This window comes from Streptomyces sp. NPDC030893 (assembly GCF_055571535.1).
Genome location: NZ_JBVIFC010000009.1, coordinates 145,201 through 161,914 on the forward strand (window position 1 = coordinate 145,201; position 16,714 = coordinate 161,914).

The window sequence follows — 16,714 nt, forward strand, 5'->3', positions numbered from 1 at the left end:
CCGCCGGGGCGCGACGGCAAGTCGGCCGCACGGATCCGGCGGCGGCGCGGGGACCGGATGCGGGCCGTGCGGGGCCGTGTTTCGCTGGGGCGGTGAGTCCGGGCAGCGGCGGACAGGGCCTGCACGACCGGTACCCGCGGGCCGGCCGCCGGGACGTCGTGCAGCGGCACGAGATGCTCCGGATCCGGGGCCGCAGCGTCGCCTGGATGCCGCCGCTGCTGCTGCTCGCGGCCATCACGGTGGCCGACTACAACACCACCGGCGAGTTCCGGACGCTCTCCTGGATCGTGCTGGTGCCGGGCATCGCCGCCGCCATCTGCGGGGTGTGGGGCACGGCCCTGTACGCGGCGCTCGCGATGCTGGTGTACAGCATCGCGGACAGTGCCTGGCCGCACCAGTTCCAGGCGGGGCTGCCGGACTTCATCCTCGTCGCCACCGGTGGCATCCTCGCCACGCTGGCCTGTGTGGTGCGGGTGCGCGGCGAGCGGCGCGCGCTGCACATGCGGGACGTCACCGAGACCGTCCGCCGCACCGTGCTGCGCCCCCTGCCCAGGCGCTGGGGCGGCCTGGACCACGCCGGGATCTACCTCACCGCCGACGCCGAGGCCCGGGTGGGCGGCGACTTCTACGACATCCAGCCGGGCCCGCACGGCACGCGCGTGTTCGTCGGGGATGTGCAGGGCAAGGGGCTGGGCGCGGTGGAGACGGCGTCGGTGCTGCTCAGCGCGTTCCGTGAGGCCGGCTACTACGAGGCGGACCTGTCGGTCGTCGCCGACCGGCTGGAGGAGCGGATGGTGCGCCACCGCGGCTACACCACGGCGCTGGGCCGGGACGACGGCGACCGGTTCGCCACCGCCGTCCTGCTCGATTTCCCCGCGGACCGCGGCGATGTCGTGGACGCGATCGTGTTCGGGCACGAACCGCCGCTCGCCGTCGGCCCCGGGGGCGTACGCATCCTGCCGGTGCCGGGCGTGCTGCCGCTCGGCTACGGCGACCTCGCCCCCGGGGCGCCGCGCCCCCGCCGGGTGCCACTGGCCAGGGACGAGACGCTGCTGGTGGTCACCGACGGGGTGACCGAGGCCCGGGACGCCGGTGGCCGCTTCTACCGGCTCGCGGAGCAGGTGACCCGCGCGGTGGCGGTGGATCCGCGGACCGCCGCACCGGCCCGGCTGGTGGCCTTCGTACGGGACGGCACGCTGCGGCACTGCGAGGGGCATCTGGCCGACGACACCACCGCGTTCGCGGTGCGGCGGACCCGTGCGGGGGGACGCGAAGGGCGCGAAGGGGGACGTACTCCGTAGTCACCCCACTCTTTGCAGGCGCAGCCGTTACCGTGCTGCCGTAGGTGATCGACAGGGGGAGGGGACCATGCCCGGAACCGTGCTGCTGCTGGCGGCCGCGCCGCTGGGCCGCGGGCGGCTGGTGGACGCGGCGTCCGTGCTGCCGGTCCTCGGCGCCGTGCCGCCCGCCGTGCTGTCCGGCACGGACACCGCGAACGTCGTCGAACTCGCCGACCCGCTGGAGCCGCAGGCCGTACTGACCCGGCTGCGCGCGGCGGCCGCCGCGCCGGGGCCGCTGACCGTGTACGTGACCGGGCAGCTCCAGCTCGACCGCAGGCAGCGGCTGCCCCATCTGGCGCTCGCCCGGACGACCGCGTCCACCGTGCGGTACACGGCGCTGCCGTGGCAGTGGTTCCGGGAGGAGCTGCGGCTGCGTCCGGCCGGCGCGACGACCCTGATCCTCGATCTGCACGCCGACGCGGAGACCTGGCGGTCGCTGTGCGAGCCCCGGCCGCCGGGGTCGGGCCCGGGCCTGCTCGACTGCGGGCGGGACAACACCGTTCACGGTCGCGTCGCACCACCGCCGTCCCGTCGTACGGTCGCGGCACCGGCGTACATGAAGGCGGTCGCGACGATCCTGCGCAGCGGGCGGCGACCGCCGGAGGAGGAGCTGCACGAGCGGGCGCTGACCCGGATCGCGCCGGAGAGCGCGGGCCGGGATCTGCTGCTGGCGCAGCGCGGGCCGCTTCCGGGCGACCCGCACGCTGCCGTCACGGCCGCCGTGCGCGCCGGCCGGCACGCGGACGCGGACGCGCTCGCCGCGCGGCTGGAGCAGGCGGCCGGTCTCGCCCACGGCCCCGCCTCCGAGGAGGCGATGCACTGGAGCGAGGTCCGGTCGGACCTGGCGATGCTGGCCGGGGACGCCGTGCGCAGCTGCCGCGGCTGGCTGTCGGTGGCCACCGCGCGGCTGGCCGCCGGGCAGCCGGCCGACGCGCCGGCCGTCGAGGCGGCCGTGGACCGGGCGCACCACCAGTGGGGCCGGATCGCCGACCCGGCCCGCGCCCGCGAACTCGGCGCGGTGCTCGCGGAGTTGCGCGGGCGGGTGCCCGGCCGGCGGGCGGGCGCGCTGGACCATGTGCGGCGTCAGCTGCGGCAGTTGCAGACGCAGAGCTGAGCGGGGTACGAAGCCTCCTCGGCGTGCGGTGAGGCGGTGGCCTGTCGGCGGCGGGCGGCGGGCGGCGGGCGGCGGGCGGCGGCTCGGCCGACGCGTCGGCCGTCGAGGCGGCCATCGGCCGGGTGCACCACCAGCGAGCCGGATCGCCGCCCCGGCCCGCGTCGGTGAGCTCGGTGCGGTGCTCGCGGAGGCAGGGGCGCGACGGCGTTGGACACCGCTGTGCCGTCGCATGTGACCCACACGGGTGCCCGGTGGCCCGGTGACGGCCCACCGGCGGCGCGGGCCGGCGCGACCGCCGCGGCTCCTATCGCACCGTCGTTTCCAGCGGTGCCGTCTTCTGCTGGTCGGCGCCGGGGTCGGCGGTGGCCTTGGCGGGGCCCGCGTTCGCCGCCAGGACCAGCGCCGCGACCGCGGCGACGGCCGCGGCGAAGCCTCGGGCGTAACGCTCTGTGGTGCGTGTGCGTTCCAGCACGGCGACCTCGCAACACCGATGGGTTAAGCACGTTTAATCCGCGGTTTAACCTAGGGGCTGCCGGACGGGAACGGCAAGAGGCACTGGGGGAGTTGACATGGGCGGTCGGGACGAGCCGGGAACCATCGGACGCAGGGTGCAGCGGCTGCGCACGGCACGCGGACTGACCCAGAAACAGCTGGCCGAGCCGGTGTACACGCCCGCGTACATCTCCACGCTGGAGGCCGGCCGGGTACGCCCCTCCGACGAGGCGCTGCGGCATCTCGCCGACCGTCTGGGAGTCGAGTTCGACGAACTGGCGACCGGACGCCCGGCCCGCCTGGTGACCGAACTGCGGCTGCGGCTGACCGAGGCGCAGCGCACCCTGGCCGGCGGTGCGGCGGAGGCCGCGGTGGAGCAGTACACCGGGCTGCTCGCCGAGGCGGAGGCCCAGGGACTGGCCGAGGAGGAGGCCGCCGCACTGCTCGGGCTCGGGGAGTGCGGCCTGGAGACGGGTGAACTGGCCGAGGCGCGCGAGTACTTCGAGCGGGCGGAGGCCCGGCTCGCCGACGCGCCGCTGACCGCGCGGGTGCCGGCGCTGCGCGGGCGTGCCGTCGCGCACTACCTGGCGGGGGAACTGCGGTACGCGGTCTACCTGCTGGAGTCCACGCTCGACGAGCTGAACCGGGGCGGCCTGCACGACCCGGACGCGCTGCTGCTGCTCTACGCCAGCGCCATCGGACCGTACATGGACATGGGCGCGCACGCGCGTGCCGCGCAGGCGGCGGAGTTCGCGCTGGCGCTGGCCCCGCAGTCCGGTGACCCCGCGCTGGTCGCGCGCATGCACCGCTCCGTCGCCCGCACCCTGCTCGCCGAGGGCCGGCCGGCCGAGGCGGACGCCTCGCTGGCCAAGGCGGCGGAGCTGTACCGGGGGCTGCAACTCCGCACCGAGCTGGCCAACTGCCACTGGATGCGCGGGTACGTGTACGCGCAGAACGGTGAACTGGAGCGCGCGGAGAAGGAGATGCGCGAGGCGCTGCACATGCTGTCCGCGACCCGCGCGGCCCTCTACAGCAGCCAGCTGACGGTGGAGCTGGCGGACGTGCTGCACCGGCGCGGCAGCTCCCGGGAGGCGGCGGAACTCCTGCGGGACGTGCTCGGCGGACTGTCCCCCGAGCGGGGCGCGGTGCACGCGGCGGCCGCGCACCGGCTGCTCGGCATCATCGCCGAGGACGACGGGCGGGCCGAGGAGGCCGAGGAACACTACGTCCGTGCCCTGAGCCTCCTGGAACGCGCGGGCGCCGCCGGTGACCTGGCCGACCTGTGCCGTCTCCTCGGTGACCTGCTGCGCCGCGGCGGCCGCGTCGAAGCCGCCCTGGACGCCTACCGCACCGGGCTGGGCCACCGTACGGCCCCGGGCACCACCACCCTGGGCCCCGCCCCGGCCCAGCCGCAGCTGTGACGCCCCGCTGACCAGGCGGCGGTGTTTCGGGGAGGGCCGGACGGGTAGTCGGGGGACGCTTTCGGACATGACGGGAGGCGGTGGGTGTGCGGCCCGGGGACGGCCCTGCGGGCGACCCGGACGACCCCGGCCGGGACCCCGGCGACGGGGTGTACGAGCAGGTCGCCGGGGCGATCGCGGCGGGGTTGCGCGGGGCAGGGCCCGCCGCCGTACCGGGACGGCTCTGCACGGTGGCCGTCGCCCTGCTCCCCGTGGACGGCGCCAGCGTGTCGCTGCGCGGAGACGCCATGCCCCTGCCCGTCCACCTCGCCGCCTCCGGTCCCTGCGCCGCGCGGCTCGCCCAGCTCCAGGCCACGCTGGGCGACGGCCCCTGCCGCCAGGTCCTGGAGACCGGCCGCCCTGTGCTCGCCCGCGACCTCGCCGCCGCCGACTGCGCCCACCGCTGGCCCGTCTTCGCCCAGCAGGCGCTCGGCACCGGGGTACGGGCCGTGTACGCGCTCCCCCTCGGCAGCGACGACGTCTGCGTCGGCACCCTCGACCTCTACCGGGCCGCCCCCGGCTCACTCACCGCCCGCCAGCTCCGGGTGGCCCGCCTCGTCGCCGGGGTGATGACGGTGGCGCTGATGGACCTGCCGTACGGCGTCCCGGAGGGCGACGAGGAGCCCTGGCTCAGCGGACTGGCCGCCGACCACGACCGCGTCCACCAGGCCGTCGGCATGATCATGGCCCAGCTCGGTGTCGGCGCCGACGAGGCCCTGGCCCGGCTGCGCGGTGACGCCTTCGCCCACGGCCGTACCGCCCTGGAGGTGGCCCTGGACGTGGTCTCCCACCGCCGGCGCTTCGACGCTCCGTGACACGGGGCGACAACTAGGCTGCGGCACCATGGACATAGCGCTTCTCTTCCTCACCTGTGTCGTGATCATCGGCGTCACGTCGATCCAGACCCACCTCTCCCGGGCCGAGCGCCGCGCCGCCCGCATCGAGCGCAAACTCGACCTGGTGCTCGGCCACTTGGGCATCGAGGAGGAGATCGCGAGGAAGGACGAGATCATCGGCCTCGTCCGCGAGGGCAAGCAGGTGCAGGCGATCAAGCTGTACCGGGAGACCACGGGCGCGAGCCTGGTCGAGGCCAAGCAGGCCGTGGACCGCATGGCCTGACCGGGAGCAGCCGTGCACCGCCCGGTCCGGCTCCGGCGGCCGGTCGCTCAGACCCGTACCCGCCCCTGCCGTCCGATCTCCGCCAGGCGGTCGGCGCCGAGCTGGGTGACCGCCTGGGTGACCTCCGGGAGGACCGCGCCGAAGCCGGAGTTGGTGAGGGTGATCGTGTCCTCGCCGACGCGGACCGCCGCGAGGTTCACGGTGAGGGCGGTGCGTGCCCCGTCGGAGGCCTCCCCCGTCATACGCAGGCGCAGGCCGGCCCGGGCGTCGCCCGCCTCCGGGAGCGTGAGCCGCGCCACCTCGACGAGCTGCGTGCCGGCCCGGGGGGTCGTCGCGCGGAAGCGTGCGCACTTCTCGGGCAGCGTGCCCAGCCAGTCCAGGGCGCGGTCCACGTCGGCGGAACCGTACGCGGCGATCTGGTAGCGCAGCTGGGCGTCGTTGTAGGTGTCGTCGAGGGTGGCCGTGACGCGCGGGCCGGCCGGGGTGCCGAAGAGCTCCTCCGTGTAGAGGACGTCGAGGAGGCGGCGGCAGTCGGGGTCGTCGGTGGTCCCCTTGAGCAGCCCGTCCCGCCAGGTCGCCGCGCCCCGGCTGGTCATCCACGGCTCCCCCAGGTCCGCCTCCGTGATCAGCGCCTCCCGCAGCTGCGCCTCGCTCAGCGCGGGCGGGGACGGGGAGGGGGCGGGGGCGGAGCGTTCGCCGGCGGAGGCGGCGGACGAGGCGGAGGCCGACGCCGATTCGGCCGGGGGCTGGGAGACGCCCTCGGGCAGGGCGCGGGGGACGTCCCGGTCGACGGCCACGCACCCCGCCGCGGCCAGCAGGGCCGCCACGGACAGCGCGGAGGCGAGGCGGGCGCGGGCGGCGGCCGGGGCATGGGTCATCGGGGTGCCTCCTGAGGGGAACCGGGCCGTCCACGAGCGGCCGTGCTCCTACGCCACCACCACGCCGTACGCCCCACCAGCGCGGCGAGCCGTCCGGGTGAGGCACGAGCCCCGCCGGAAACGGACCGTCCCAGCCGGGGGCGAAGCCGTGCGGGGTGCGTGCCTCCGGTGTGCGCGGTGCGGCGCGCACAGTCCCCCAGGCGGTGGCCGGGGGCGCGAGGGCGCGGGTGGCGCGGGCTGGTCGTCGTACGGCTGACGCCGGGACGCGGCGCCGGTTCCCCGGCCGGCCGGCGGACCGCCGTCTGGCGCCGCGTAAGGTCGCAGGGCATGCCCGCCCTCGGAAGGAGCCGCCGTGACCGACGGTCAGCCCGTCCCGGTGATCATCGACTGCGACACCGGTGTCGACGACGCCCTGGCCCTGCTGTTCGCCGTACGCCACCCGGGGATCGACCTGCGGGCCGTCACCTGCGTGGCCGGGAACACGGACGTGGACGGCGTCGTACGCAACACGCTGACCGTGCTGGAGCAGGCGGGCGCGCCGGACGTTCCGGTCGCGCGCGGTGCCGGGCGCCCGCTGATCGAGGCGCCGCGCTCCGCACGCCACGTCCACGGCCACGACGGGATGGGCGACCTCGGCCTGCCCGCCCCGCGCCGCGCCCCGGCCGGTGTGGACGCGGTGACCCTGCTGCGCCGGGAGATCCTCGCCTCGCCCCGCCCGGTCACCCTCGTGCCCACCGCCCCGCTCACCAACATCGCGCTGATGCTGCGGACCCATCCCGAGGTGACCCGCAACATCGAGCGGATCGTCTTCATGGGCGGCGCGGCGGGCGCCGGGAACGCCACACCGGTCGCCGAGTTCAACGTGTGGCACGACCCGGAGGCCGCCGCGATCACGCTCACCGCGGGCGTACCGATCACCATGTACGGCCTGGACGTGTTCACCCGGGTCGTCGTGCCGGGCGCGGAGGTGCGGCGGCTGCGCGCGAGCGCCGAACCGGGCGCCAGGCTCGCCGGTGACCTGCTCGCCCACCGTCCGGCCCACCCGGGCAGCAGCCCCGACGATCCCGCCGAGGACGCGGGCGGCCTGGGCGACGCGGGCGCGCTGTGCGCGGTCGCCGACCCGGAGGGCCTGACCACCCACCGCCTGCCGGTCGAGGTGTCCCTCGCCCCCGGCCCGGCGCGCGGCCAGACGGTGGTCGACCGCCGCCCCCGGGCCGGCGAGTCCGAACTCCACGAGGGCGTCCGCGAGCAGCCCCTGGTGGACGTCGGCCTGGACGTGGACGTGGCGCGCTACGTGAAGCTGTACCTGGAGACGGTGGAGCGGGTCCCGCGGTAGGTCACTGCTTGGGGGAGGGGCTGTCGTCGTAGACGGGCGGCTGCGCCTGGATGACGAAGGTGGTCGAGCCGGCGTCCTCGAACCGCAGGGTGATCTCGGTGGCGTCGCCGCCCCGGATCACCTCGCGCACGTCCCGCAGCAGCAGGTGGTTCCTGCCGGGTTCCAGTTCGACCAGGTCGTTCTTGGGCAGCTCCACGCCGTCCGGCAGGGGCTTGCCGTCCGCGTCGACGATGTCGACGGACGCGGCCATCGGCGAACTCGCACCGACCAGCCGGTCGGCCCCGCCGCTCTTGTTGTAGAGCCACACGTACGCGGGCACGTCGTCGCCCGGCTGCCACGGGCCGCCCGTCGGCTCGGCCAGGTGCGCGTACCGGATCATGAGGTCCCCGACGCGGGTGTTCTGCCCCGGCGCGTCCCAGTCCGGCAGGGAGAAGTCGTCGTCCGCGCCGCACCCGCTGCCCAGCAGGGCGAGGGCGACGGCGAGCGCGCCGGCCGCCAGGCCGTTCCGGGCGCGCGTACGGGTCAGGGCCATGACCGCTCCTCTCGCCGGGCGGGTTCTCCGCACCTGGGTAACCCGGAGGAAAGCAGCAAAACGGATGGAAGTGACTCCGCGACACCCGGGACGATGACTCCCCGCTGTCCGAGTGTTCACTTTTACGGTGGTGTGGACAGATTCTCTGCCGGTACCCGCACGCACCCAGAGGAGACCGAGTGACCGCTCGCCCCGCCCCGTCCGACGCCCGGCCGCCGCACCCCGCACCCGACGCCACGCCCGACCTCTCCTCCCGGAACCCCGACTGGTGGCGGCAGGCCGTCGTCTACCAGATCTACCCCCGCAGCTTCGCCGACGCCGACGGCGACGGACTCGGTGACCTGCGCGGCATCACCCGGCGCCTCACCCATCTCGCCGCCCTCGGCGTCGACGCCCTGTGGCTGAGCCCGTTCTACCCCTCCGAGCTGGCCGACGGCGGCTACGACGTCGCCGACCCGCGCGACGTCGACCCGCGCCTGGGCACCCTCGACGACTTCGACGCACTGGTCCGCGAGGCCCACCGGCTCGGCCTGAAGGTGATCGTCGACATCGTCCCCAACCACACCTCCCACCAGCACGTCTGGTTCCAGGAGGCGCTGCGCGCGGGCCCCGGCTCACCCGCCCGCGACCGCTACGTCTTCCGGGACGGCCGGGGCGAGCAGGGCGAGCTGCCGCCCACCGACTGGCAGTCCGTGTTCGGCGGCAGCGCCTGGCAGCGGGTCCCGGACGGGCAGTGGTACCTGCACCTCTTCGCCGCCGAGCAGCCCGACCTCAACTGGGGCCACCAGGACGTCCGCGACGACCACCGCACCACCCTGCGGTTCTGGTCCGACCGGGGCGTGGACGGCTTCCGGGTCGACGTGGCGCACGCCCTCGCCAAGGACCTGAGCGAGCCGCTGCGCGACCTCGGCGCCCACGCGGCGGGCGGCGAGGCCGCCCTCACCGACTTCCCGCCCGGCACCCACCCGTTCTACGACCGCGACGAGGTGCACGAGATCTACCGCGACTGGCGCAAGATCCTCGACGCCTACTCGCCGCCCCGCACGGCCGTCGCCGAGGCCTGGATCCCCGGCGAGCGGCGCGCCCTGTACGCCCGCCCCGACGAACTGGGCCAGGCCTTCAACTTCGAGTACTTGCAGACCCCCTGGGACGCGGACGAACTCCGCCAGGTGATCACCGACTCCCTCGCGACCGCGCACGCGGCCGGCGCCTCGGCGACCTGGGTGCTCTCCAACCACGACGTGATCCGGCACGCCTCCCGGCTGGTGCTGCCGCCGGGCACCGACGACAACGCCTGGCTGCTGTCCGGCGGCCACGCCCCCGCCGTCGACCCGGACGCCGGACTGCGCCGGGCCCGCGCCGCCACCCTGCTGATGCTGGCGCTGCCCGGTTCGGCGTACGTCTACCAGGGCGAGGAACTCGGCCTGCCGGAGGTCGCCGACCTGCCCACCGAGGTGCTCCAGGACCCCATCTGGGAACAGACCGGGCATGTCCGCAAGGGCCGCGACGGCTGCCGGGTGCCGCTGCCGTGGACCACGGCCGGCCCGTCGTACGGCTTCGGCGCGGCCGGCGCCTGGCTGCCGCAGCCGCCGTCCTTCGCCACGTACGCCGTCGAGGCACAGGACGGGGTGGAGGGCTCGACCCTGGAGCTGTACCGCACGGCGCTGCGGCTGCGCCGCAAACTACTCGACGGCGAGACGCTGACCTGGGCGGAGGACACCCCGGCCGGTGTCCTCCAGTTCGACCGCGGCGACGGCTGGCGCTGCGTGGCCAACCTGTCCCCCACCCCGGTCCCGCTCCCCCCGGGCGAACTCCTCCTCACCAGCACCCCCCTGAACAACGGCCACCTCCCCCCCGACACAACCGCCTGGCTCACCCACTGACCCCTCCCGCTCCAGCAGGGCACCCCGCCGGCGCCGGGCTGCGCGAACACCCCCCGCCCAGCACCAACGCCGGACACCTGGTCGACCCCGAGGGGGCCCCGCGCTGCACCCGTACGGCCGCCGGCGCGAGCGCCCCCGCGGGGCCGCCCACAGAATCGGTGCCAGGTGTGTCCGTGCCAGCCCCACAGGGAGACCGCCGACGATGACCAGCTCCAGCAGACCCACCGCCACCGCCACCGCCCTGACCGCCGCCGGCCTGCTCGCGGCCGTGTGGTTGCAGACCGGCACGTCCGGCGCGACCCCGGTGATCCCGGCTGCCCAGCCCGCGGTGCTGTGGGGCGACACGACGATCCCGCCCGGCCGTGACGGCATCATCGAGGCGAAAGGCTTCACGACACCGCCGCCGACACCACCGCTCGGCACCGCCTCCACCCTCACGCTGACCGCACCGCCCGGCACCCGGGTGACCGGCGTCCCCCTCGACACCCCCGGCTACCGGGGCACGGTGGCCGCCGACGGCCGTACCGCCACGTACACGGCACTCCCCACCGCCGCCGAGCGGCCGTGGCGCGACGGAGCCTTCCCCTTCGTCCTCGCGATGCCCGCCGACGCGGTCCCGGGCACCCGGCTGAGCGGCTGCGTCCTGCGGCTCGCGGACGCGGACGGCCAGGTCAGAGCGATGGGCGGGTGTCAGGTGACGGTGGGGCTGGCCGAGCCGACCCTGGCCCGCCCCGAGTCCGGTGTGCCGCTGGAGGGACGGCCGGCGATCGCGGGCCGGGCCCATCCCGGCGCGCAGATCACCGTCTCCGACAAGGACGGCGACGAGGTGTGCACCGACACCACCGGTTCCGACGGCCTCTGGGTCTGCACCCCCGACCGGGCCCTCCCCGAGGGCCCCAACCGGCTCCAGGCCACCGCCACCCTCAACGGGGTGAGCGCGGCGAGCGAGCAGATCCAGATCACGGTGGCCCGCTAGGACCTGTCAGACGTGCCCGGGGCCTCCGCTGCCGAAGGCCCCGCTGGACCCGGGCAGCCAGCGCTTGCGCTGCTGGTCCTTGCCGGTCCTGGAACCGGAGTGATGGATCTCGTAGGGCATGAGCCGGGACCCGGTCCGCTCGACCCGCGGCATCTCGTCCGGCTCGCGCATCTCCCGCATCTCGCGGACCGCGCCGCCGTCCGGCAGCTTCGGCTGTTGCTCGGGTGTGGGGCGGGGGGACTCCTGGTCCATCACCCGCATTCCGACACGTACGGCCCAGATCAGCGCGCCGGCCACGATCAGCCCGCCGATGAAGGCCGCGGTCAGGTTCCACACGTTCTGACTGACGGCGATGAGTTCATACGCTGCGGTGCTCATGCCTCCGAGTATGGACGAGGAAATGAGATAAAGCTCCCTAAATGCCCGAATCTTTGGCCAAGGGTGCCGACGCCTCCCGGGCGCGAGGGGAGTGCCTTGCTCGTTCGGCTCGTCCCGGCGCGCGCCCGGCCCCGCCGCGTGGCAGATTTCGGCCAGAGGGAAGGCCGGGACGGGCCGTCGCGTCCCCACGTGTGCAGCTCGGGGCCCGACCCCGGCCTTCCCGCGTCCGTCCTCCGGCCGGCAAGGACGACTCCCGCTCAGCCCAGGCGGACCGGCAGCGCGGTGAGGCCGCGCAGCAGCGTGCTCGTGCGCCAGGTGAGGGACCCCGGGTCGATGGCGAGGGCGAGGCGGGGGTGTCGCTCCAGGAGCAGGCGGAGGGCGACGGCGGCCTCCGCGCGGGCGAGCGGAGCGCCGAGGCAGTGGTGGGCGCCGTGTCCGAAGCCCAGGTGGCCCCGGGGGCGGCGGGTGATGTCGAAGCGGTCGGGGTCGGGGAAGGCGAGCGGATCGCGGGAGGCCGCGGCGAGGGAGACGAGCACCGCGTCACCGGCGGCCACCGGCGTGCCCGCCAGCTCCAGCGGCTCCGCCGCGAAGCGGAACGCGCCCGAGTGGACCGGGGAGCCGAAACGCAGCGACTCCTCGATCGCGGCGCCGGTCAGGTCCGGGTCGGCGCGCAGCAGGGCGAGCTGGTCCGGGTGGGTCAGGAGGGCGTGCACCGTCGCGGAGACGAGGTCGACCGTCGTCTCGTGGCCGGCGACGAGGAGCAGGAAGGCCATGCCGAGGAGCTCCCCGGGGGCGAGGCCGGCCGCCGCGTCCGGCGGGCCGCCGAACGCGGCGAGGTCCGCGAGCAGTGAGCCGTCCGGCGTGCGGGCCTTTTCGGCGATCAGCCCGGTGAGGTACGTGGTCAGCGCGGCGGCCGAGGCCGCGGCGGCGTCCTGCCCGGAGGGCATGACGAGCTCGTCGGACCAGGTGTGGAAGGCGGTGCGGTCGGCCTCGGGCACCCCGAGGAGGTCGCAGATCACCGTGACCGGCAGCGGCAAGGCGTAGCCGCTCACCAGGTCGGCGGTGCCCGTCCGCGGCAGCCGGTCCAGCAGTTCGCCCGCCACGGTCGTGATCCGCGGCCGCAGGGCGTCGATCCGGCCGGAGGTGAAGCGGTCCGCCACCAGCCGCCGCAGCCGGGTGTGGTGCGGCGGGTCGCTCTGCAGCATGTTCCGGCCGATGGCGTGGCCGCCGTCGGTCTCCCAGGTGGCGGAGTGCCGGATGTCGTTGCGCAGGCGCGGGTCGGTCAGCGCGGCCCGCACCGCCTCCCGCGTCACCACCAGCCAGGCGTCCCCACTGCCCGGGACGTGGACACGGTGCACCGGCCCCTTCTCCCGCAGGGCCGCGAGGACGGGGAACGGGTCGACTGCCGGATCGTGGCCCGCGGGGGCCAGTTCCTGAAGGGTGGGCGCTCGCACGTCGCCGTCCTCTCCGTGATGCCGGTGACGGTAAACGGGGAGTGGTCCCCACTTGCCGGGCGCGACGATAGCATCCGGGTCGGGGAGCACTCCCCGCTTCGTACGGAGGAAGACGATGACCGTCGGTGAAGAGCCGGCCGCCCCGGGCACGGGCCCCGGCGCGGGCCCGGGGGGACGCGATCCCGCTCCCGGGGAGGGCACCCCCGCCGCCGCCCCCCGGCAGCGGCGGGACGCGCGGCGCAACCGGGACCGGCTGGTGGAGGCGGCGCACGCCGTCTTCTCCGAGCAGGGGCTCGACGCCCCGCTGGACGTGATCGCGCGCCGGGCGGGAGTCGGCAACGCGACGCTCTACCGGCACTTCCCCACCCGCGCCGCCCTCGTCGACGCCGTCTTCCGCGACCAGCTGACCGGCACCATGACGGCCGGCGAGCAGGCCCGCTCCGCGCCGGACGCCTGGACCGGGCTGACCGGTTACCTCCGCACCGTCTTCGCCACCCTTGCGGCCGACCGCGGCACCAACGACCTCATGACCACCCGTCTGCCGGACGTCGAGGTCCTCGACGCCGTGCACGCCCACAACCGCCGGACCGTGGAACTGCTGCTCGACAGGGCGCGCGAACAGGGCACCGTGCGCCCCGACGTCACCACCGAGGACCTGCTGTTCGCCCTGGCCGCCCTCGGTCGCGCCGTTCCGCCCCTCACCGCGGCCACCACCCCCGACGCCTGGCACCGCCCCCTCGCCCTGCTCCTCGACGGCCTCCGCACCACCCCGCCCGGCCCTCTCCCGGGCACCGCCCTCACCGGCGCCGACCTCGGGAACGTACTCGGCGGGATGGGTCCGCACCGCACCCGTCCGGACGAGGGCGGCCGACGGAAGAGCGAGGGCTGAGGGCCGGAAGGACATCTGCCCCGGCCGCGACAGTTTTTCCGCCGAGGCGACTAGAGTTCCCCTGCGGGGAACCCGTCCCCGTGGCGGACTGTGCCCACTGTGGTCCGCGGAAAGGCGCGTATGCCCTCGGAAAGTCAGCCGTACGCCGACGGCCGGCAGCCGGACCAGGACCGGCTCCCCGTCGCCGACCGGCTCGACGACGACCACTTCCCGGCCTACACCATGGGCAGGGCCGCCGAACTGGTCGGAGCCACACCCGCGTTCCTCCGGGCGCTCGGCGAGGCACGGCTGATCACCCCGACGCGTTCCGGCGGCGGCCACCGCCGCTACTCGCGCCACCAGCTGAGGCTCGCCGCCCGGGCCCGCGAGCTGGTCGACCAGGGCACACCGGTCGACGCCGCGTGCCGCATCATCAGCCTCGAGGAGCAGCTGGAGCAGGCCGAACGGGCCAACGAGGAGCTGCGCCGGCGGGAGGCGGGCGCGGCCCGCGGACGCGGATGAAAACCTGTCCCCGCCGGAACAGGATTTCCTCTCCCGCTGCGGAAAATCTCATTCCCTAAACACGCCATCGGTGTTTTATTCCAGTGATTTTCCTCGCTGGCCGGCGATATTTTCCGTGCTAGGCTGACGTCAGTTGCAGTTGTGGTTGCCAGTTTGCTACCGGGTCTCCGGGCAGGTGATCATCGCGACGATGTAGGGATTCGTAAAGTGCGAGTTCCGACACTGTCTCAGGAGATTTGATATGGCCACCGGTACGGTGAAGTGGTTCAACTCGGAAAAGGGCTTCGGCTTCATCGAGCAGGACGGCGGCGGCGCTGACGTGTTCGCCCACTACTCGAACATCGCCACCACGGGCTTCCGTGAGCTTCAGGAAGGCCAGAAGGTGACCTTCGACGTCACCCAGGGCCAGAAGGGCCCGCAGGCGGAGAACATCGTTCCCGCCTGACCTGTACGCAGGGATTCGAGAGCAGGGGTCCGCACTTCGGTGCGGGCCCCTGCTCTTTGTTTTCCGCCCGGTTCCGCCGGATTGATTTCACCGGCATTTCCCCTCCGGTCGATGTGATCGACATGACCGGAACGCCGCCGACCGGTTCAAAAGGAAGCGCCTCATCGTGGTCCCCCACCTCCCGCGCCGCGCCGTGCTGCTGGCCGCGGCCCTCGCCCCGGTGACCGGATGCGTCACCGACGACGACGCACCGGCCCGCACAGGAAGCCAGGGCGCCGAGGCCGCACCGGACCGGAGTACGCCCGCGCCGGTGACCCCCCGGAGCCTCGCCGAGCTCGAACGGGAGTACGGCGCCCGTCTCGGGGTGTACGCCGTCGCGACCGGCACCGGCGCCACCGTCGTCCATCGCGCCGACGAACGCTTCGCGTTCTGCTCCACCTTCAAGACGCTCGCCGCGGCCGCCGTCCTGGACCGCCGCCCGCTCGCCCGTCTGGAGGAACGCGTCACCTACACCCGGGACGACCTCGTCGACCACTCACCCGTCACCGAGCGGCACACCGGGACCGGCATGACCGTCCGCGCCCTGTGCGACGCCGCCGTCCGGTACAGCGACAACACGGCCGCCAACCTGCTGCTGCGCGACCTCGGCGGGCCGCGCGCCCTCACCGCCCACCTGCGCGCACTGGGCGACCCGGTCAGCCGCCTGGACCACATCGAGCCCGAGCTGAACGGCAACCCGCCCGGCGACCCGCGCGACACCACGACACCCCGCGCCGTCGCCGCCGACTACCGCACCCTCGTGCTCGGCGACGCCCTGCCGGCCGACCGGCGGGCCCTGCTGACGGACTGGCTGGTGCGCAACACCACCGGCGACCGGCGCATCCGGGCGGGCGTCCCCCGCGGCTGGAAGGTCGGCGACAAGACCGGCACCGGTGCCTGGGGCCGGGCCCACGACGTCGGCGTACTGTGGCCGGACCGTGGCGCCCCGCTGGTGCTGGCCGTCCTCACCGACCGCCCGGACCGCGACGCCGACCCCAGCGATCCACTGATCGCCGAGGCCACCCGCCGCGTACTCGCCGCCCTCGGCTGATCCGAGGGCGGCGGTTCATGCCGTCAGTTCTGCTTGGGCGCGGCCTGCTGGACCACCTCGAAGGACCACAGCGTGGCGTCCGTGGCCGCGGGACGCGGCTTCTCGCCCTGCGCACCACCTTGCCCACCACCCTGCGCGCCGCCGTGCGCGGCCTGGCCGCGGCCGGCCATCCAGCGCTGGAAGTCCTCCTCGGTCCGCCAGCGGGTGTACACGAGGTAGGTGTCGGTTCCCTCGACCGGCCGCAGCAGCTCGAACCACTCGAACCCGTCCGAACTCTCCACCGCCCCCGCCCGCGCGGCGAACCGCTGCTCCAGCGTCTCGCGCTGCTCTTCCGGGACCGTGAGTACGTTGATCTTGACGATGCTCATGTCCTGATTGTTCCGCAGCGACGGCGCGGCACGCGCGCAGGGTCGCGGAGCCGGAGGAGGGCCGGCCCGCACGGGCACCTCGTCCGCGCTCGCGGCCTCACCCCGTGACCGCGCCCATGGCGATGTGATGCAGCTCACCACTCCCGTCCGATCATCTCCGCCCGGCCCGCCGGTCTTCACCGATGACGCGTCACCGACGAGACGCGACCGCGAGCGAGAGAAGGAGCCGACGGACATGACCGCACAGGTGAAGGGCCCCGCGAGCTATTTCCCGGCGATCGAGAAGAAGTACGGCCGTCCGGTCGCGGAGTGGAAGGACCTCATCCACGCATCGCCGCTGACCCGGCACATGGAACTCGTCGCCTGGCTCAAGACCGAGCACGGCCTGGGCCACGGACACGCCAACGCCCTCGTCGCCCACACCCTCGCCGAGGACAGCGCACGGTAGAACCACAGGCC

19 protein-coding genes are annotated in these 16,714 nt (G+C 74.7%); 13 read left to right on the plus strand and 6 right to left on the minus strand.

Annotated elements, in window-relative coordinates; genetic code table 11:
• Positions 1-173 precede the first annotated feature (173 nt).
• On the plus strand, positions 174-1,301 hold the full coding sequence (locus ACZ434_RS18925; RefSeq protein WP_468457392.1) for a PP2C family protein-serine/threonine phosphatase: 1,128 nt from the start codon (positions 174-176) through the stop codon (positions 1,299-1,301).
• Positions 1,302-1,368: 67 nt separating this feature from the next.
• Positions 1,369-2,454 (plus strand): hypothetical protein, encoded by a 1,086-nt coding sequence (locus ACZ434_RS18930; protein WP_468457153.1) that lies wholly within the window; start codon positions 1,369-1,371, stop codon positions 2,452-2,454.
• 304 nt (positions 2,455-2,758) lie between these two features.
• On the opposite strand, the gene ACZ434_RS18935 is transcribed toward ACZ434_RS18930, so the two are convergent.
• The gene (locus tag ACZ434_RS18935; protein WP_468457155.1) at positions 2,759-2,926 is read right to left on the minus strand and encodes a hypothetical protein; all 168 of its coding nucleotides are present in this window, start codon (positions 2,924-2,926) and stop codon (positions 2,759-2,761) included.
• Positions 2,927-3,023: 97 nt separating this feature from the next.
• On the opposite strand from ACZ434_RS18935, the gene ACZ434_RS18940 reads away from it, so the two are divergent.
• The 3 genes from ACZ434_RS18940 (at position 3,024) to ACZ434_RS18950 (ending at position 5,525) form a co-directional block, all read left to right on the plus strand.
• Positions 3,024-4,367, plus strand: coding sequence for a tetratricopeptide repeat protein (locus tag ACZ434_RS18940; RefSeq protein WP_468457157.1), 1,344 nt, complete (start codon positions 3,024-3,026; stop codon positions 4,365-4,367).
• Positions 4,368-4,447: 80 nt separating this feature from the next.
• A complete protein-coding gene (locus tag ACZ434_RS18945; RefSeq protein WP_468457159.1) occupies positions 4,448-5,221 on the plus strand; it encodes a GAF and ANTAR domain-containing protein in 774 nt (257 codons plus the stop codon).
• 28 nt (positions 5,222-5,249) lie between these two features.
• Complete coding sequence (locus ACZ434_RS18950; RefSeq protein ID WP_468457161.1) at positions 5,250-5,525, plus strand: hypothetical protein; 276 nt, start codon at positions 5,250-5,252, stop codon at positions 5,523-5,525.
• A gap of 47 nt (positions 5,526-5,572) precedes the next feature.
• On the opposite strand, the gene ACZ434_RS18955 is transcribed toward ACZ434_RS18950, so the two are convergent.
• Entirely contained in the window at positions 5,573-6,403 is an 831-nt protein-coding gene (locus tag ACZ434_RS18955; protein ID WP_468457163.1) for a hypothetical protein, read from the minus strand.
• Between the two features lie 352 nt (positions 6,404-6,755).
• On the opposite strand from ACZ434_RS18955, the gene ACZ434_RS18960 reads away from it, so the two are divergent.
• Positions 6,756-7,739, plus strand: coding sequence for a nucleoside hydrolase (locus ACZ434_RS18960; protein ID WP_468457165.1), 984 nt, complete (start codon positions 6,756-6,758; stop codon positions 7,737-7,739).
• A gap of 1 nt (position 7,740) precedes the next feature.
• Here ACZ434_RS18960 and ACZ434_RS18965 read toward each other — a convergent pair whose 3' ends face one another.
• Positions 7,741-8,271 carry a copper chaperone PCu(A)C gene (locus ACZ434_RS18965; RefSeq protein WP_468457167.1) on the minus strand — a complete coding sequence of 177 codons (531 nt, stop codon included), beginning with the start codon at positions 8,269-8,271 and terminating at the stop codon, positions 7,741-7,743.
• Between the two features lie 179 nt (positions 8,272-8,450).
• Between ACZ434_RS18965 and ACZ434_RS18970 the strand changes: the two genes are divergently transcribed.
• Positions 8,451-10,154, plus strand: a complete 1,704-nt coding sequence (locus tag ACZ434_RS18970; RefSeq protein ID WP_468457169.1) for a glycoside hydrolase family 13 protein — start codon at positions 8,451-8,453, stop codon at positions 10,152-10,154.
• A gap of 202 nt (positions 10,155-10,356) precedes the next feature.
• A complete protein-coding gene (locus tag ACZ434_RS18975; RefSeq protein WP_468457171.1) occupies positions 10,357-11,130 on the plus strand; it encodes an Ig-like domain-containing protein in 774 nt (257 codons plus the stop codon).
• A 6-nt stretch (positions 11,131-11,136) separates the two neighbouring features.
• Here ACZ434_RS18975 and ACZ434_RS18980 read toward each other — a convergent pair whose 3' ends face one another.
• On the minus strand, positions 11,137-11,508 hold the full coding sequence (locus ACZ434_RS18980; protein ID WP_468457173.1) for a DUF6479 family protein: 372 nt from the start codon (positions 11,506-11,508) through the stop codon (positions 11,137-11,139).
• 257 nt (positions 11,509-11,765) lie between these two features.
• On the minus strand, positions 11,766-12,962 hold the full coding sequence (locus ACZ434_RS18985) for a cytochrome P450 family protein (protein ID WP_468457175.1): 1,197 nt from the start codon (positions 12,960-12,962) through the stop codon (positions 11,766-11,768).
• 115 nt (positions 12,963-13,077) lie between these two features.
• Here ACZ434_RS18985 and ACZ434_RS18990 point away from each other — a divergent pair, with 115 nt between their 5' ends.
• The 4 genes from ACZ434_RS18990 to bla all read left to right on the plus strand — a co-directional run bounded on the left by ACZ434_RS18990 (position 13,078) and on the right by bla (position 15,887).
• Positions 13,078-13,851, plus strand: a complete 774-nt coding sequence (locus ACZ434_RS18990) for a TetR/AcrR family transcriptional regulator (RefSeq protein ID WP_468457177.1) — start codon at positions 13,078-13,080, stop codon at positions 13,849-13,851.
• A gap of 120 nt (positions 13,852-13,971) precedes the next feature.
• A complete protein-coding gene (locus ACZ434_RS18995) occupies positions 13,972-14,352 on the plus strand; it encodes a MerR family transcriptional regulator (RefSeq protein ID WP_468457179.1) in 381 nt (126 codons plus the stop codon).
• Between the two features lie 241 nt (positions 14,353-14,593).
• Positions 14,594-14,797, plus strand: a complete 204-nt coding sequence (locus ACZ434_RS19000) for a cold-shock protein (RefSeq protein ID WP_468457181.1) — start codon at positions 14,594-14,596, stop codon at positions 14,795-14,797.
• Positions 14,798-14,990: 193 nt separating this feature from the next.
• Complete coding sequence (gene bla / locus ACZ434_RS19005) at positions 14,991-15,887, plus strand: class A beta-lactamase (protein ID WP_468457394.1); 897 nt, start codon at positions 14,991-14,993, stop codon at positions 15,885-15,887.
• Positions 15,888-15,910: 23 nt separating this feature from the next.
• Here bla and ACZ434_RS19010 read toward each other — a convergent pair whose 3' ends face one another.
• Entirely contained in the window at positions 15,911-16,255 is a 345-nt protein-coding gene (locus ACZ434_RS19010) for an antibiotic biosynthesis monooxygenase family protein (protein WP_468457183.1), read from the minus strand.
• A 235-nt stretch (positions 16,256-16,490) separates the two neighbouring features.
• Between ACZ434_RS19010 and ACZ434_RS19015 the strand changes: the two genes are divergently transcribed.
• Entirely contained in the window at positions 16,491-16,703 is a 213-nt protein-coding gene (locus ACZ434_RS19015; protein ID WP_468457185.1) for a DUF4287 domain-containing protein, read from the plus strand.
• Positions 16,704-16,714: the final 11 nt, after the last annotated feature.

Coding starts and splice junctions, on each gene's coding strand:
- ACZ434_RS18925 (WP_468457392.1), top strand. CDS start 174: ATGCTCCGGATCCGGGGCCGCAGCGTCGCCTGGATGCCGCCGCTGCTG.
- ACZ434_RS18930 (WP_468457153.1), top strand. CDS start 1,369: ATGCCCGGAACCGTGCTGCTGCTGGCGGCCGCGCCGCTGGGCCGCGGG.
- ACZ434_RS18940 (WP_468457157.1), top strand. CDS start 3,024: ATGGGCGGTCGGGACGAGCCGGGAACCATCGGACGCAGGGTGCAGCGG.
- ACZ434_RS18950 (WP_468457161.1), top strand. CDS start 5,250: ATGGACATAGCGCTTCTCTTCCTCACCTGTGTCGTGATCATCGGCGTC.
- ACZ434_RS18955 (WP_468457163.1), bottom strand. CDS start 6,403: ATGACCCATGCCCCGGCCGCCGCCCGCGCCCGCCTCGCCTCCGCGCTG.
- ACZ434_RS18965 (WP_468457167.1), bottom strand. CDS start 8,271: ATGGCCCTGACCCGTACGCGCGCCCGGAACGGCCTGGCGGCCGGCGCG.
- ACZ434_RS18975 (WP_468457171.1), top strand. CDS start 10,357: ATGACCAGCTCCAGCAGACCCACCGCCACCGCCACCGCCCTGACCGCC.
- ACZ434_RS18980 (WP_468457173.1), bottom strand. CDS start 11,508: ATGAGCACCGCAGCGTATGAACTCATCGCCGTCAGTCAGAACGTGTGG.
- ACZ434_RS18990 (WP_468457177.1), top strand. CDS start 13,078: ATGACCGTCGGTGAAGAGCCGGCCGCCCCGGGCACGGGCCCCGGCGCG.
- ACZ434_RS18995 (WP_468457179.1), top strand. CDS start 13,972: ATGCCCTCGGAAAGTCAGCCGTACGCCGACGGCCGGCAGCCGGACCAG.
- ACZ434_RS19000 (WP_468457181.1), top strand. CDS start 14,594: ATGGCCACCGGTACGGTGAAGTGGTTCAACTCGGAAAAGGGCTTCGGC.
- ACZ434_RS19010 (WP_468457183.1), bottom strand. CDS start 16,255: ATGAGCATCGTCAAGATCAACGTACTCACGGTCCCGGAAGAGCAGCGC.
- ACZ434_RS19015 (WP_468457185.1), top strand. CDS start 16,491: ATGACCGCACAGGTGAAGGGCCCCGCGAGCTATTTCCCGGCGATCGAG.